The organism is Sphingorhabdus sp., from assembly GCF_046292425.1.
Taxonomy (GTDB): Bacteria; Pseudomonadota; Alphaproteobacteria; order Sphingomonadales; family Sphingomonadaceae; genus Sphingorhabdus_B.
In genome coordinates this window covers 1-13,549 of sequence record NZ_JBKBQV010000071.1, presented here as the reverse complement: position 1 = coordinate 13,549, position 13,549 = coordinate 1, and the positions used below count along the sequence as shown (strand labels likewise).

15 protein-coding genes are annotated in these 13,549 nt (G+C 55.6%); 1 reads left to right on the top strand and 14 read right to left on the bottom strand.

Features of this window, described 5'->3' with window-relative positions; translation table 11 throughout:
• Nucleotides 1-80: 80 nt before the first annotated feature.
• The 5 genes from ACK4S7_RS12120 to ACK4S7_RS12100 form a co-directional block, all read right to left on the bottom strand.
• Nucleotides 81-866: a universal stress protein gene (locus ACK4S7_RS12120; RefSeq protein WP_409647221.1), complete on the bottom strand. Its 786-nt coding sequence runs from the start codon at nt 864-866 to the stop codon at nt 81-83.
• A gap of 8 nt (nt 867-874) precedes the next feature.
• A complete protein-coding gene (locus tag ACK4S7_RS12115) occupies nt 875-1,864 on the bottom strand; it encodes a TerC family protein (RefSeq protein WP_409647219.1) in 990 nt (329 codons plus the stop codon).
• 69 nt (nt 1,865-1,933) lie between these two features.
• Nucleotides 1,934-2,101, bottom strand: coding sequence for a DUF465 domain-containing protein (locus tag ACK4S7_RS12110; protein ID WP_409647228.1), 168 nt, complete (start codon nt 2,099-2,101; stop codon nt 1,934-1,936).
• A 261-nt stretch (nt 2,102-2,362) separates the two neighbouring features.
• Nucleotides 2,363-3,202: a 2,3,4,5-tetrahydropyridine-2,6-dicarboxylate N-succinyltransferase gene (gene dapD / locus ACK4S7_RS12105; RefSeq protein ID WP_409647217.1), complete on the bottom strand. Its 840-nt coding sequence runs from the start codon at nt 3,200-3,202 to the stop codon at nt 2,363-2,365.
• Nucleotides 3,199-3,873 (bottom strand): pyrimidine 5'-nucleotidase, encoded by a 675-nt coding sequence (locus ACK4S7_RS12100; protein ID WP_409647214.1) that lies wholly within the window; start codon nt 3,871-3,873, stop codon nt 3,199-3,201. The genes dapD and ACK4S7_RS12100 overlap by 4 nt, the downstream gene beginning before the upstream one ends.
• A 65-nt stretch (nt 3,874-3,938) precedes the next feature.
• Between ACK4S7_RS12100 and ACK4S7_RS12095 the strand changes: the two genes are divergently transcribed.
• On the top strand, nt 3,939-6,377 hold the full coding sequence (locus ACK4S7_RS12095) for a S8 family peptidase (protein WP_409647212.1): 2,439 nt from the start codon (nt 3,939-3,941) through the stop codon (nt 6,375-6,377).
• On the opposite strand, the gene ACK4S7_RS12090 is transcribed toward ACK4S7_RS12095, so the two are convergent.
• From ACK4S7_RS12090 to ACK4S7_RS12050, 9 genes are all read right to left on the bottom strand, one after another.
• On the bottom strand, nt 6,374-6,730 hold the full coding sequence (locus tag ACK4S7_RS12090) for a HesB/IscA family protein (RefSeq protein ID WP_409647210.1): 357 nt from the start codon (nt 6,728-6,730) through the stop codon (nt 6,374-6,376). The genes ACK4S7_RS12095 and ACK4S7_RS12090 overlap by 4 nt on opposite strands.
• A complete protein-coding gene (locus tag ACK4S7_RS12085; protein ID WP_409647208.1) occupies nt 6,727-7,209 on the bottom strand; it encodes an SUF system Fe-S cluster assembly protein in 483 nt (160 codons plus the stop codon). The genes ACK4S7_RS12090 and ACK4S7_RS12085 overlap by 4 nt, the downstream gene beginning before the upstream one ends.
• Nucleotides 7,206-8,387, bottom strand: coding sequence for a cysteine desulfurase (locus tag ACK4S7_RS12080; protein WP_409647225.1), 1,182 nt, complete (start codon nt 8,385-8,387; stop codon nt 7,206-7,208). The genes ACK4S7_RS12085 and ACK4S7_RS12080 overlap by 4 nt, the downstream gene beginning before the upstream one ends.
• Nucleotides 8,388-8,461: 74 nt before the next feature.
• Entirely contained in the window at nt 8,462-9,190 is a 729-nt protein-coding gene (locus ACK4S7_RS12075) for a SufD family Fe-S cluster assembly protein (RefSeq protein WP_409647206.1), read from the bottom strand.
• Complete coding sequence (gene sufC, locus ACK4S7_RS12070; RefSeq protein WP_409647204.1) at nt 9,187-9,930, bottom strand: Fe-S cluster assembly ATPase SufC; 744 nt, start codon at nt 9,928-9,930, stop codon at nt 9,187-9,189. The genes ACK4S7_RS12075 and sufC overlap by 4 nt, the downstream gene beginning before the upstream one ends.
• Before the next feature lie 51 nt (nt 9,931-9,981).
• On the bottom strand, nt 9,982-11,448 hold the full coding sequence (sufB, locus tag ACK4S7_RS12065; RefSeq protein WP_409647223.1) for a Fe-S cluster assembly protein SufB: 1,467 nt from the start codon (nt 11,446-11,448) through the stop codon (nt 9,982-9,984).
• Nucleotides 11,449-11,471: 23 nt separating this feature from the next.
• Nucleotides 11,472-11,885 carry an SUF system Fe-S cluster assembly regulator gene (locus ACK4S7_RS12060; protein ID WP_409647201.1) on the bottom strand — a complete coding sequence of 138 codons (414 nt, stop codon included), beginning with the start codon at nt 11,883-11,885 and terminating at the stop codon, nt 11,472-11,474.
• A 65-nt stretch (nt 11,886-11,950) separates the two neighbouring features.
• Entirely contained in the window at nt 11,951-12,865 is a 915-nt protein-coding gene (locus ACK4S7_RS12055) for a helix-turn-helix domain-containing protein (RefSeq protein WP_409647199.1), read from the bottom strand.
• Between the two features lie 100 nt (nt 12,866-12,965).
• The coding region (locus ACK4S7_RS12050) for a glycerol-3-phosphate dehydrogenase C-terminal domain-containing protein (protein WP_409647197.1) at nt 12,966-13,549 on the bottom strand (584 nt) is incomplete at its 5' end.

Here is a 13,549-nt window from a genome sequence, read left to right as displayed (position 1 = left end):
TTGACTGGATTGCCAACAAACCGCCTGACTTCAACGCACCGACAAAAGAACGGCGCTAATCGGCCGATTTCTGACCGTTGTTAGTGCGAAAGCAGTACGGGCATTTCCGTTCTGTCCAGAATGTCTGCCGTTGCACTGCCCAGTACAAAGCTGCGCCAACGCGAATGGCCAAAGGCACCCATGACAAGCATGCTAGCGCCCGCCGCCCTGCTCTCATCTTGTAGGGCAGAGGCGATGCTCCGTCCGAAAAGCGCCGCATTGGCATGATCGGCCTGTACCCCGCGCCGCCCAGTGACGGTGACGAGGGCATTGCTATCCAGATCAGTCGGCATTTGCTTTTCGCCGACGATGGTGAGGAAATGCATTGCATCGGGCTCAAGCAAGGTAATGGCATCGCCCAACGCGCGGGCTGCGGCCGGGGTGTTATCCCAAGCCACTCCAAATGCCTCATGTTGATAAGGCAGGTCATACGCCTCAGGCACGACGATCACTGGACGACCGCTTTCGAACATAAGATATTCCGCGACCATCCGTTCATTCAACAGCCCAGACTTCTGACTGCCGATAATGCTCAAGTCGTGCAACCGCGCATGCTCGGCTACCACTTCGTGGACGCCTAAGGCATGCGAGTGTTCCGTTATGAGCGTACATGCAACGCCCGCGGCGTCCGCCGCAGAGCATAGCTGGTCCGCCACGGATTGTGCATCCGTGCTGCGTCCGGGGGTAGTCACATCAAGGGCGACCGTGAAAATCGTCAACTGCGCGCTGTGCGCCTTTGCGAGGCTGAGGGCAAAGCCCATGGGCCCTTTGCCGACCACTGCGGTTTCAGCGGGTGCAAAGAGAAATATTGATTTTAGAGCCATCATCTATCTCCTTAATGGGCCTGTGCCGATTGACCGTCGTCCTTCGTCTTCCACAGGGAAAACAGGATTCCGCCAAGGATAAGCGCGAAGGTAACCCCAAGGCTAAGCACTGGTGGGAACTTGTCGCCCGCCATGAGGAAATCGGACACGAAGATTTTCGAACCAATGAATACCAAGACCAAAGCCAGCGCATATTTGAGATAATGGAAACGATGCACCATTGCCGCTAACGCGAAGTACAAAGCACGCAGGCCCAAGATTGCCATGATATTCGACGTGTAGACAATGAAGGTGTCGGTGGTGATCGCAAAGATTGCCGGCACTGAGTCTACTGCGAAGACAAGGTCGGCGAGGTTGATGACAACCAGTGCCAAGAACAGGGGCGTTGCTGCACGCACCATCTTGCCCGTCTTCTCGTCGGGTACCTTCACAAAGAACTTTTCGTCATGAAGCTCCTTGGTCACGCGCATATGGGTCGAGATGTATCTCACCACCGGATTCTTTGCGACATCCATTTCCTGATCACCGGTGAACAGCATTTTAATGCCAGTCCCGATGAGGAAGACTGCGAAGATATACAGCGTCCAATAATATTCCTGCACAATAGCTGCACCCGCCGCGATCATAAGGCCGCGCAAGACAATGACGGCAATGATACCCCATAGCAAAGCGCGATACTGATATTTCCGGGGAATCGCGAAGAACGTGAAAATCAGGCTAATGACAAACACGTTATCGATCGACAGCGCCTTTTCGATAAAAAAGCCTGTATAATATTTCATGCCCATGTCGGCTCCCTTTTGGAACCATACCCACAGGCCGAACAGCATCGCGATGCTAATGTAGAATGCCGAAAGCTTCAGGCTCTCGGCTATGCCCATTTCCTTGTCTTCCTTGTGCAATATGCCAAGGTCAAAGGCGGTCAACGCGACAACAATACTGAGGAAAGCTAGCCAAAACCAGACTGGCGTCCCCAGCCAGTCCATCATCAAAAATTCCATGAATTATTCCCTGTTTTAGAAATCTCATCCACCGCGCAGGTCAAACTGCGCGGTGGCAGAGTTCAAAGTTTAGAATTTGTGCAATCGCACGGGATGCAATGACGTGTGCGAATGGCTTTCTAAGCGGTCCTTGACTGCGAGTTTGAGCCGCTTCAGCTTTTGAATCCTGAACATATCAGGCCAGCGCCGCGTAATTTCGGCGCGGAGTTCGCGGTCAATCTTTTGGTGATATTGCATCAATCGAAATGACGAAAATGTCATGACATCATCCTCTTTGAACATAGGTTAAGTTCAATCGGATGTTCCGGCCACAGCCAAGCGTATTTCGGGGGTATTTAAAGACCGCCTGACCAATGCACCGGAAACATCCGATGCGGCCGACATCACGATCCTTCCGAAGAAGCAAGCGTCAGAGGGGCCCGGTCCGCCCTATAGTTATGGAGTGATTCGGTCTGAATTGCAAGTAGCATCGACGAGAAACATACCTGGCTTGCCGACTTAATCCCTTAACAGGTCGTTGATTGCCGTCTTTGCGCGGGTCTGCGCATCAACGCGTTTGACAATGACGGCACAAGAAAGATGGGGGCCCGGGCTACCATCCGGTAGCGGTTTGCCCGGCATTGATCCCGGCACGACCACCGAATAAGCGGGGACACGGCCGACAAATACCTCGCCCGTTGTGCGGTCTATAATCTTGCTAGTGGAACTAATGAAAACACCCATCGACAGGACAGCGCCTTCTTCGACAATAACACCTTCGACAACTTCAGAGCGCGCTCCAATGAAACAATTGTCCTCGATGATTACGGGGCCAGCCTGAAGCGGCTCAAGGACGCCGCCAATGCCAACCCCACCTGACAGATGTACATTCTTGCCTATCTGGGCGCAGCTTCCAACGGTGGCCCAGCCATCGACCATGGTCCCGTCATCCACGCGCGCACCTATGTTGACGAAGCTTGGCATCAGCACGACATTTTTGCCGATGAAGCTGCCGTGACGCGCCACGGCACCGGGCACCACGCGAAAACCAGCGCTGCGAAAACGATCCGCGTCCCATCCGCTAAACTTTGACGGCACCTTGTCGTAAGCAGGGGCACCCGACGCACCGCCTTCGACCAGTACATTGTCATTAAGGCGAAATGACAAGAGTACGGCTTTTTTCAGCCACTGGTTAACTTGCCACGCTCCGTCCCGCTTTTCGGCGACGCGCAACGAGCCATTGTCCAGCCCCGCCAGTGCAGAATGCACAGCCTCCCGAACTTCGCCTTGTGTCGCACTGGAAATGCTATCGCGCGCATCCCACGCGGCATCGATGATATTGGCTAGCTGGTCAGTCATATTATTCTTTCCATGGCATGGAGCGAAGAAAGCCATCCAGTCAGGTTGGCAACTTCAAGGTCGATATATTGTTCTAAATCACTGCTAACAGCTTCAACGTCGTGGTTCACCCAAATTGTTTTCATTCCCAGCGCTTTGGCTGGAAGCAGATTATGCGCGGAGTCTTCAACAAAAAGCGCGCGTTGCGGGTCAATAGCGAGTTCATTGCACAGGGCATGATAGCTTGCCGCCGCTGGCTTGGGCAAATGCTGCATCCGGTGGATGTCGAAAACGTCTTCGAACAGATTATCAAGACCGCGCGCTGTCAAAACCCGTTCGGCATAAGGAGCATCTGCATTTGTGAAGATGAGCTTTCGACCCGGCAAAGCCGCAATCAAATCACGCAATTCCGGTGCCGGATGCAACAGGCTCATGTCGACATCATGGACGAAATCGAGATATCCGTGCGGATCGACTGCATGTTCGGTCATTAAACCACCGAGCGTGGTGCCGTATTTCTTCCAATAATTGTGCCTAATTTTATGCGCTTGATCGGAATTGACATTGAAATATCTTTCAACAAACAAAGCAATCCGGTCGCGAACTTGCGCCATAATGTTGGCCTCTGGCCCATATAGGGTAAGATCTAGGTCAAAAATCCAGCTGTCGACATGGGCAAAAGCAGTCTGCATTGATAGCGCCTATCAGGCTGGACAATTTTTCTCAACGCAGGTGTTAAGATTAGCGAAAGCGAATCATGCGTAATGCAGAATACCGCTGGGATGAAGGTCGCATTTCCATGATTGCATCAAAGGTTGATCGTAAGCTTGCCATCGGGGGCTCCGTTATTTTTGCGCTCACATTGTCCGCATGTGGCGGCGGCGGCGGTGTAAACTCTGCGCCCCCGCCCGTCGCTGCGCCGCCCCCTGTGGTTGCACCACCGCCTCCGCCCCCGCCGCCTCCACCGCCTCCACCTTCAACTGCATCGACCACAGATTTTGCGACAGCAGAATTTAATCGATCCGATGGACCCGGTTTTCACAAGGCGGTCACTGCCTATCAGGCTGGAGCGACTGGTCGGGGCGTCACGGTCGGCGTTATCGATTCAGGGATCGATCCCAACAGCCACGAGTTTGTTGGACGCATTCATGCCCAGTCGGGCGACGTGACTGGCGCGGGCCGGCCACTTGGCGATGAGGATGGGCATGGGACCGAAGTTACGCGCATACTTGCCGCTGCAAAAGATGATCGCGACACGCATGGGATAGCTTTTAACGCAACCGTACTCGCACTGCGTGCCGACCAAGCAGGAAGCTGCACCACCGCTAAACTCGGTGAAGATGAGGCGGCATGTTCATTTTTCGATTCGTCAATCGCTGCGGGTGTCAATCGCGCCGTGGACAATGGTGCACGCGTCATCAACATATCGCTTGGCGGCGCTGGGGGCGCTAGCAGCACATTGCGTGCCGCCATCAATCGCGCCACGTCAGCAGGTATTGTCATTGTAGCGTCGGCAGGGAATGAAGGTAACGACGCCGATCCGGCATTTGACCCGAATAGCCCAAGCCCTTTTGCTCAGGCACTTTTGGCCAATGGCAACGGTCTGGTGATTATTGCGACGTCGGTCGATGATAACGGCGTGATATCGAAGTTTAGCAACAAGGCAGGCGTTGCGCAGAACGCGGTGTTGTCAGCGCTGGGTCAGAGCATTTGTTGCGAATATCGCAACGACACTATCTATCGCTTTGTCGAAAATGGTCAGACTTTTGTGCGGGTTTTTAATGGCACGTCATTCTCGGCCCCGCAAATTTCTGGGGCAGCGGCTTTGCTGGCTCAGGCCTTTCCTAATCTGACGGGCGCACAGATTGTGAGCTTGCTGCTGACATCGGCGCGTGATGCGGGTGCGGTTGGCACAGACGCGATTTACGGACGGGGCATATTAGACATTGCCCGCGCCTTTGCACCATCCGGCACGACTTCGCTTGCCGGGACAACAATGGCGGTTTCGCTCAGCGGCAGCGGAGGTACAACGTCAACGCCGATGGGTGATGTTGCCTTGTCGAACAGGCCGGTAAACGCCGTAGTGCTCGACAGTTATGGCCGGGCATATGATATTGATCTTGCTTACGGCTTAAACGCGTCCTCCCCCCGCCTCAGGCTTACACCCGCCTTGGTGGATCAGGGGCGGTCGGTCAGCATAGCGCAAGGCGAGACCGAAATTGCATTCTCCATTAGCGCCAGCAGTAGCGGCGATGCGCGCATTGTGCCGCTTCTTCTTTCAGATTTGCAGCAGAATAAGGCGCGTATTCTGGCAGGCCGCGTTAGTGCTGCCATTTCGCAAGACCTGCGTTTCAGCCTCGGCATCCGTCAAGCGGCGGCAGGACAAGTCGCCGCATTGCAGGGCACGACGACTGGGGCGTTTCTGACTGCGACCGATGCGCGGATGGACGCTGGCTTTGAACGTGCGCCGGGGCAATCATTTGCATTGCGCAAACAACTCGGGCGCTTCGGTCTCACCGGAAGTGTAGAGGCGGGCGAAGCACGCCTGTTTGAACGGGGCGGGACGGAATTTTTTCGGAACGCACATAATCGCTATCCATATTCCTCGGTCGGAGTCGCGCTGGACCGCCAAATTGGTCCCGCCAAGTTGGCATTGGGTGCGAACTTGATGCGTGAGGAAGAAACGGTGCTTGGTGCGCGCTTTGCCAATTTCATAGGTCAGAATGGCGCGCGCAGCCTGTTTGTCGACGGTCGGGGCGATGTCGCATTATTTGGTTCATGGTCGCTCGGCGCAAGCTGGCGACAGGGTTGGACCACAGCCAATGCCGGCGCCTCGCTAACGGGGCAAAGCTCACTTGAAAGCAATGCGTTCTCTCTCGACCTGTCGGGCAGCAACGTCTTGGCCAGCCATGACCGCCTTTCCTTCCGCATTGCGCAGCCGTTGCGCGTGACGCGTGGCGGGTTGGCGCTCAATTTGCCGGTCGCCTATGACTATGCAACGCTTGGGACGACGTATGCCGTGCGGCAATTTTCGCTTGCGCCTAAGGGGCGGGAGATTGCCAGCGAGCTTGCGTGGACAGTGCCGGTATATGGCGGCTATTTTTCGTCAAACCTTTTTTGGCGGCAAGAGCCGGGACATTTTAAAAACGCGCCTGACGATGTGGGCGTCGCCTTCAGGCTCCAATTCGACTTTTAAACGGTAAAGCTTTCGCCGCAGCCGCAACTTCCGGTGGCATTGGGGTTTGTGAACACAAAGCCAGCAGCGAATTCGTCCTCCACCCAGTCCATCACCGATCCGACGAGATACAACACTGATCCGCCATCGATGTAGAGCACGCCCCCCGGTGTCTCGATCTTCTCGTCAAAGGGGACGGCTTCGGTCACATAATCGACCGAATAGGCAAGCCCTGAACAGCCCCGGCGTGGGGTCGACAGCTTGACGCCGATGGCGCCTTCGGGTGCCTTGGACATGAGCTCTGCAATCCGCGCTTCGGAAGCTGGGGTCAGGAGGACGGCGGCAGGCCTCGCGCGTGATTTTAGGTCGGTCATAGCATTCCAAGCTCCAGACGGGCTTCATCGGTCATGTTCGCAGGGCTCCATGCTGGTTCCCATACTAGGTTCACCTCGGCGTCGCCAATGCCGGGAACCGCGCCGACGCGTAGCTCGACCTCACCGGGCATGGATTCCGCTACCGGACAATGCGGCGTTGTAAGTGTCATCGACACGACGGCATGGCCATCATTAATCTCGACATTGTAAATCAGGCCAAGGTCATAAATGTTCACCGGAATTTCGGGATCGTAAATTTCCTTGAGCGCAGCAATGACTGCCTCATAAAGATCGCCATCGGGTTCGCTCGCTGCAGGCGCAGCAGGCTTTTGCGCGAGAAAGCCTTCAAGATAGTCCTTCTTGCGCTCGAAGGTCTCGCTCGCGCTTTCAACAGGTAGCGTATCCTGGGCGTCATCGACGCGGGCACGGGGCGGCTTTTCGACATGGTTGACTTCTTCTATGCGGATGTTCTCGTTCATCCAAAAATCCTCTTCACCCGTTCGAGGCCACGCACCAAAGCCGCGACATCATCTTCGTTATTATAAATTCCAAAGCTCGCCCGCGCGGTGGCGGGCACGCCCAAATGGTCCATCAATGGCTGTGCGCAATGATGGCCAGCGCGAATGGCGACATTCTCTTCGTCCAAAATGGTGCCAATGTCGTGCGGATGAAGCCCTTCCATCGAGAAGGACACGATGCCCGCAGATTGTTCAGGACCATATAAAGTGATGGAATTGATGGAGCGCAAGGCATCACGCGTGTGCGCGGCAAGCGCGCTTTCATGCGCGAATATGGCGTGGGGGCCAAAGCTGTCAATGAAATCGATAGCGGCGTGCAGGCCGATCACCTCAATAATCATGGGCGTGCCTGCCTCAAAGCGCGACGGAGCCGGGGCGTAGGTGGTTTTTTCGAACGTCACACGATCAATCATCGCGCCGCCGCCTTGCCATGGGGGCATCGCATTCAAGGTCTCTGCCTTTGCCCACAGCACCCCAACACCGGTCGGGCCATATAGCTTATGGCCCGACATCACGTAGAAATCGCAGCCAAGGGCAGCCATGTCCAAACGCATCCGAGGCGCGGCCTGACAGCCATCCAAAAGGAACATCGCGCCAACGGCATGTACGGCATTCGCGGCGCGCCTAGCGTCAAGCACTGACCCAAGCACGTTTGACACATGGGCTAGTGCAACGATCTTATGCGCTGGCGTCAAGTTCGCCTCAAGCCAGTCGAGATCAATCTGGCCATCGTCGGTCAGCGGGCAGACATCGATATACGCGCCCACCTTCTCGGCAAGCATCTGCCACGGCACAATGTTGCTGTGGTGCTCCAACTGGCTCAGCATGATGCGGTCGCCGGCCTTTACGTTTGCCGAACCCCAGCTTTGTGCAACCAGGTTAATGCCTTCCGTCGCACCGCGAAGAAATACGATTTCGTTGAGCGAAGTGGCACCCATGAAACGCGCCACGCGTTCGCGCGCGGCCTCGAACGCGACGGTCATATGGGCTGACCGCGCGTAGACGCCGCGATGGACGGTGGCATAATCGACCCCGCCAGCACGCATCATCGCGTCAAGCACGACCTGCGGCTTTTGCGCTGTCGCGGCGGTGTCGAGATAATGCCAGCCATTGGCAAGACCGGGAAAGTGGTCACGCACGACATTCGAAAGAGTCCCGCCTTCATTTTCCCAACCGCCAGCGGCGTGTTCGGTCGGGTTGAGCAAAACGGCACTCACACCAGTTCCCCCAATTTCTTGAGTGCCGCTTCAATCAATCTCTCTTCATCGGCCGCACCTTCGAATACGCCGGCAACGAATGCCTGAAGCATGAGCTTCTTAGCATCAGCAGGCGCAATTCCGCGTGCCTGGAGATAAAACAGCCCCATGGGGTCAAGTTCACCAATTGCACATCCATGCGCGCATTTCACGTCGTCGGCGTAGATTTCAAGTTCGGGCTTGGCATTGGCAGTCGCACTGCGGTCGAGCAGCATTGCTTTCACTGATTGTACGCTGTCAGTATGCTGCGCATCGCGCGCAACAGCAACCTTGCCCAAATAGGTTCCCGTGGCGGTGCCAGCCAGAACAGACCGCACAACCTGCGAAGACGTCGCACTGGGTTCGGCATGGGTGACAGTGGTTACGATTTCGAGCGTCTGGTTGCCGCCGCCGATTTGCACAGCACCCAGCTTGAAATCAGCGCCCTCATGCAAAGTGACATTCAGTTCAATGCGGCCATATTCGCCGCCCATGTTCAGGATGTGAACAGCCGCTGTTGCGCGCTTTCCGATGGCAAGATTGAGCTGATGGATGGATCCGCTGGCTTGAGTAATGGTCTGCGCAAAATTGCCTCCCGAAGGCACAATAATGCTTTCCGGCGAAGGCAATGGCCATGCTGCCTTGACAGCGGCAATGTCGCTGTAGCGCCATGCCTCATCGTGGCGTGTAGGCGTAGGCAAGTTCAAGCCGCCAGCTCCTTGTAACCGTCGCGCTCAAGCTCAAGCGCGAGTTCAGCGCCGCCCGTGCGGGTAATGCGGCCGTCGGCGAGGACATGGACGAAGTCGGGCTTCACATAATCAAGCAGCCGCTGATAATGGGTGATGAGCAGGACGGCCTTGTCAGGCTTGCGCATAATCCTGTTGATGCCATCGCCTACGATACGCAGCGCGTCGATGTCGAGGCCGCTGTCGGTCTCATCAAGAATCGCCAGCGCGGGGTTGATGATGCCCATTTGCACCATCTCGTTGCGCTTCTTCTCGCCACCGGAAAAGCCGACATTCACAGGGCGCTTGAGCATATCCATATCCATGCCAAGCGCGCCAGCCTGTTCGCGCGCGACCTTCAGGAATTCAGCGCCCGACAAGGGGGGCTCGCCACGGTTCTTGCGCTGTGCGTTCAGGGCCTCGCGCAGAAACTGCACATTCGACACGCCGGGTATTTCGACCGGATATTGGAAACCCAAAAACAGCCCAGCGGCTGCCCGCTCATGTGGTTCGAGCGCCAGCAGGTCCTGCCCGTTGAACGTAACGGAACCCTCAGTCACTTCATAACCGGGGCGGCCAGACAGCACATAACCCAAGGTCGATTTTCCAGCGCCGTTCGGCCCCATGATGGCGTGGATCTCGCCCGCGCCAAGCGAGAGCGAAAGACCCTTAAGGATCGGTTTGTCGCCGACAGTGGCGCAGAGGTTCTTAATTTCAAGCATTATACTTATTTCATCCATCAATTCTCTGAGTAGTGGTTCCCGCGGACGGGATCACCCCACACTCCCCTCAAGTGAAATTCCCAATAGCTTCTGCGCTTCGACCGCGAATTCCATCGGCAGTTGCTGCAACACTTCCTTGGCAAAGCCGTTGACGATCAATGCGACGGCTTCTTCGGCATTCAAGCCTCTGGCCATGGCGTAGAACATCTGGTCGTCCGAAATCTTCGAAGTCGTTGCCTCATGCTCGATCTGCGCGCTTGGGTTGCGCACCTCGATATAGGGCACGGTGTGCGCGCCGCTCAAAGAACCCAGCAGCAAGGAATCGCACTGGGTAAAGTTACGTACGCCTTCCGCATTGGGCGCAACGCGCACCAGACCGCGATAGGTGTTGTTGCTGTGTCCAGCGCTGATGCCCTTGCTCACAATGGTCGAGCGGCTGCCCTTGCCATTGTGGATCATCTTGGTGCCGGTGTCGGCCTGCTGGTAATTGTTGGTAACTGCGACCGAGTAAAATTCGCCAACGCTGTTTTCGCCGTTGAGGACGCAGCTTGGGTATTTCCAGGTTACGGCACTGCCGGTTTCGACCTGAGTCCAGGATACTTTGCTGTTCTTGCCTTGACACAAAGCGCGCTTCGTGACGAAATTGTAAATTCCGCCTTTGCCTTCGGCGTCGCCGGGGTACCAGTTCTGTACAGTCGAGTATTTTATCTCGGCATCGTCGAGCGCGACCAGCTCCACCACAGCAGCATGTAACTGATTTTCGTCGCGCATCGGTGCGGTGCAGCCTTCAAGATAGCTGACATAGCTGCCCTTGTCCGCGACGATCAGTGTGCGCTCGAACTGACCCGTATTCTCTGCATTGATGCGGAAATAGGTCGACAGCTCCATCGGGCAACGCACCCCTTCGGGGATGTAGACGAAAGTCCCGTCGGAAAACACTGCGCAATTGAGAGTGGCGAAATAATTGTCGTGCATCGGCACAATCTTGCCGAGCCATTTGCGGACGAGGTCAGGATATTCCTTGATCGCCTCAGATATGCTGCGGAAGATGACACCGGCGCGCTCAAGCTCCGCGCGGAAAGTGGTGGCAACAGAAACGCTGTCGAACACAGCATCAACGGCAACGCGGCGTGCACCTTCGACACCGGCAAGCACTTCCTGCTCGGCAATCGGTATACCGAGTTTTTCGTATATACGCAGAATTTCGGGGTCGACCTCGTCCAGTGACCCAAGCTTTGGCTTGGCCTTGGGCTCTGCGTAATAATATGCGTCCTGATAATCGATCGGCGGAACGTTCAGCTTGGCCCAATCGGGCGGCGTCATCGTCTTCCACATGGCGAACGCCTTTAGCCGCCATTCGAGCATCCATTCCGGCTCGTTTTTCTTCGCTGAGATGAAGCGAACGGTGTCTTCAGTCAGACCCTTTGGCGCAAAGTCAGTTTCAATGTCTGACGACCAGCCATGCTCATAGTCCGCGACCTTTTCAGCTGCATCCCATGCGGCCTGGTCCTTGACCATGTCTTTGATATCGATATCGTCGGTCATCGCGTCAGCCCCGCCAGATTAATTTGTGCAAGCGCACCGCGCACCGCGTCATTCACCGCTGGCCAATGCGACTGGACGTTGCAGCTACCCTCTTTCGCACAATGCTGCCCGATTGAATGCTTATGTGAATCGCAGCACGCGGTCAGCGCAATCGGTCCCTCGACAGCCTCAACAATGTCCGCAATGCTGATCGCAGCTGCCGGACGGGCTAAGGTGATGCCGCCGCCTGTGCCACGTGCCGAACGCAAAAGCCCCCCCTTTGTAAGTATGCTGACAAGCTTTTGCGTTGTCGGCAATGCCAGACCGGTTTCCGCCGCAAGATCCGTTGCTGACACGCGCGCAGAACCGCAATGGCGCGAAGCTGCGCTCATGATCACCACCGCATAATCGGTCATATTCGACAAACGCATATTGCGCATCCTAATCAGATAAATTTACTCCGATTGGGTGCAGATGGTCCTTTTAACCGCTTAAATCAAGCCAGAAAGGACTCAATATCCCGGAAATTATCCTTATTCAGCCACAATCGCATGACCTTTGCGTCGTCGCTGTCCAAGGCGCCCGGAGTGCGTCCGGCAAATTGGCGTATCTCACGGATCATATGGGGTTGGTCATAAAATATTGATTCCACCTGAGCCCGCATCTCCGACGAGGCACGTGAGTCCACCATAATTGTCGCCGCGCGCAAAGCGCGATACTTACGCATCAATTGTTTGGGCGCGGTCCCGAAATATTTGGTAATCAAACGCACGGTGGTGCTGCGGGACATTTCGATTTGAGCATATAGCTGTTCGACATCGGGGTCGAATTCGCCCGAGAGCCAGCTAATCACCGTATGAACGAGATTGACATGGGAGGTGGGCACCGTTTTCAGTCTGGAAAGCAAGAATGCGGTAATCTCGTCGACCATTTGGGCTAATCGCATTGTTCCGTCGGTGTGTCCTGCCATTAATTTCTTCGTCAGGACATCTATTTCCGGTCCAAACAGGGCCGACGCGGGAACGGCCCGGTCAACGTAATGATTTGCCGGTCGGCCCGTCAACGCCACAAAGCCAAGCGGCGAGAGCGCAAAACCAAGATCATGCAACGGACCGTCAATCTGAAATTCGGCTGCAGCCAAGCCTGGACCAATTACAGACGCCTTGGTCACTGCATCCACATGCCCATCCTGGAACCGCATGGTCCCCGAACCCTTAAGAAGGAATACCAGATGCCCGGGTGCCGCAGGCTGCATGTCACAGACGCGTTCTTGATCACAACGGAAAAAATAGATTTGCGTAACAAATGGCGCAAGCGCGGGTGGCGGCACAAATTTAACGACTTCGATCATATCGGGGGACAGAATTGCGGTGCTGTCCGCATTATGTCCAACGCTGTTGTGTTCTCCCATGCCCCGTCATGCATTGGCCTGTAATTTCCGTCAATGACCTGCGTGCAATTCTGCCAAGTTTCTAAATAAGAACGACATTAGGATGACCTGATGCCTTTGATCAAATTGCCTGGGTGTGCAGTCGGTCAAGAACATAAGCTTCCAACCGCTGCGACTGCGCCACGTCAAATCGCAAACCGAGCTTACTGCGCCGCCACAAGATATCTTCGGCGGATCGGGCCCACTCGCGGTCGATCAAATAATTGACCTCGATTGCGTGAAGCCCATGCCCGAAATCTCTACCCAAATCCGAAGCGCCCCGGACAGTTTCCAGCATAACATTCACCCTCGCGCCGTAGCTTCGTACCCATCGTTGCACGAGCGGCTTGGTCACATAAGGATGCTTGCGCAGGACAGTGTCAACAAGATCGGCGGCGCCGTTGATCGGAAAATCCCCGCCGGGCAGCGGTTGCCGCAAAGTCCAGCTTTGTCCACTTAGCATCGGTAGATAAAGGCTAAGCCTCTGAACGGCGCTTTCGGCAAGATGCCGGTAGGTGGTGATCTTGCCACCAAAAACTGACAGAATGGGAGCCGCCCCGTCAGCATCGACATCCAGTTCGAAATGATAGCCCCGTGATGCACTTTCAGGCTTGCCGGAGCCATCGTCAACCAATGGCCGGACCCCTGCAAAACTATATAGGACGT

Excerpts from the sequence above, each read along its gene's own strand:
- ACK4S7_RS12095 (WP_409647212.1), top strand. The coding sequence starts at position 3,939 with ATGCGTAATGCAGAATACCGCTGGGATGAAGGTCGCATTTCCATGATT.
- ACK4S7_RS12060 (WP_409647201.1), bottom strand. The coding sequence starts at position 11,885 with ATGCGTTTGTCGAATATGACCGATTATGCGGTGGTGATCATGAGCGCA.
- sufB (WP_409647223.1), bottom strand. The coding sequence starts at position 11,448 with ATGGTCAAGGACCAGGCCGCATGGGATGCAGCTGAAAAGGTCGCGGAC.
- dapD (WP_409647217.1), bottom strand. The coding sequence starts at position 3,202 with ATGACTGACCAGCTAGCCAATATCATCGATGCCGCGTGGGATGCGCGC.
- ACK4S7_RS12110 (WP_409647228.1), bottom strand. The coding sequence starts at position 2,101 with ATGCAATATCACCAAAAGATTGACCGCGAACTCCGCGCCGAAATTACG.
- ACK4S7_RS12115 (WP_409647219.1), bottom strand. The coding sequence starts at position 1,864 with ATGGAATTTTTGATGATGGACTGGCTGGGGACGCCAGTCTGGTTTTGG.
- ACK4S7_RS12085 (WP_409647208.1), bottom strand. The coding sequence starts at position 7,209 with ATGAACGAGAACATCCGCATAGAAGAAGTCAACCATGTCGAAAAGCCG.
- ACK4S7_RS12090 (WP_409647210.1), bottom strand. The coding sequence starts at position 6,730 with ATGACCGACCTAAAATCACGCGCGAGGCCTGCCGCCGTCCTCCTGACC.
- sufC (WP_409647204.1), bottom strand. The coding sequence starts at position 9,930 with ATGCTTGAAATTAAGAACCTCTGCGCCACTGTCGGCGACAAACCGATC.
- ACK4S7_RS12100 (WP_409647214.1), bottom strand. The coding sequence starts at position 3,873 with ATGCAGACTGCTTTTGCCCATGTCGACAGCTGGATTTTTGACCTAGAT.
- ACK4S7_RS12055 (WP_409647199.1), bottom strand. The coding sequence starts at position 12,865 with ATGGGAGAACACAACAGCGTTGGACATAATGCGGACAGCACCGCAATT.
- ACK4S7_RS12120 (WP_409647221.1), bottom strand. The coding sequence starts at position 866 with ATGATGGCTCTAAAATCAATATTTCTCTTTGCACCCGCTGAAACCGCA.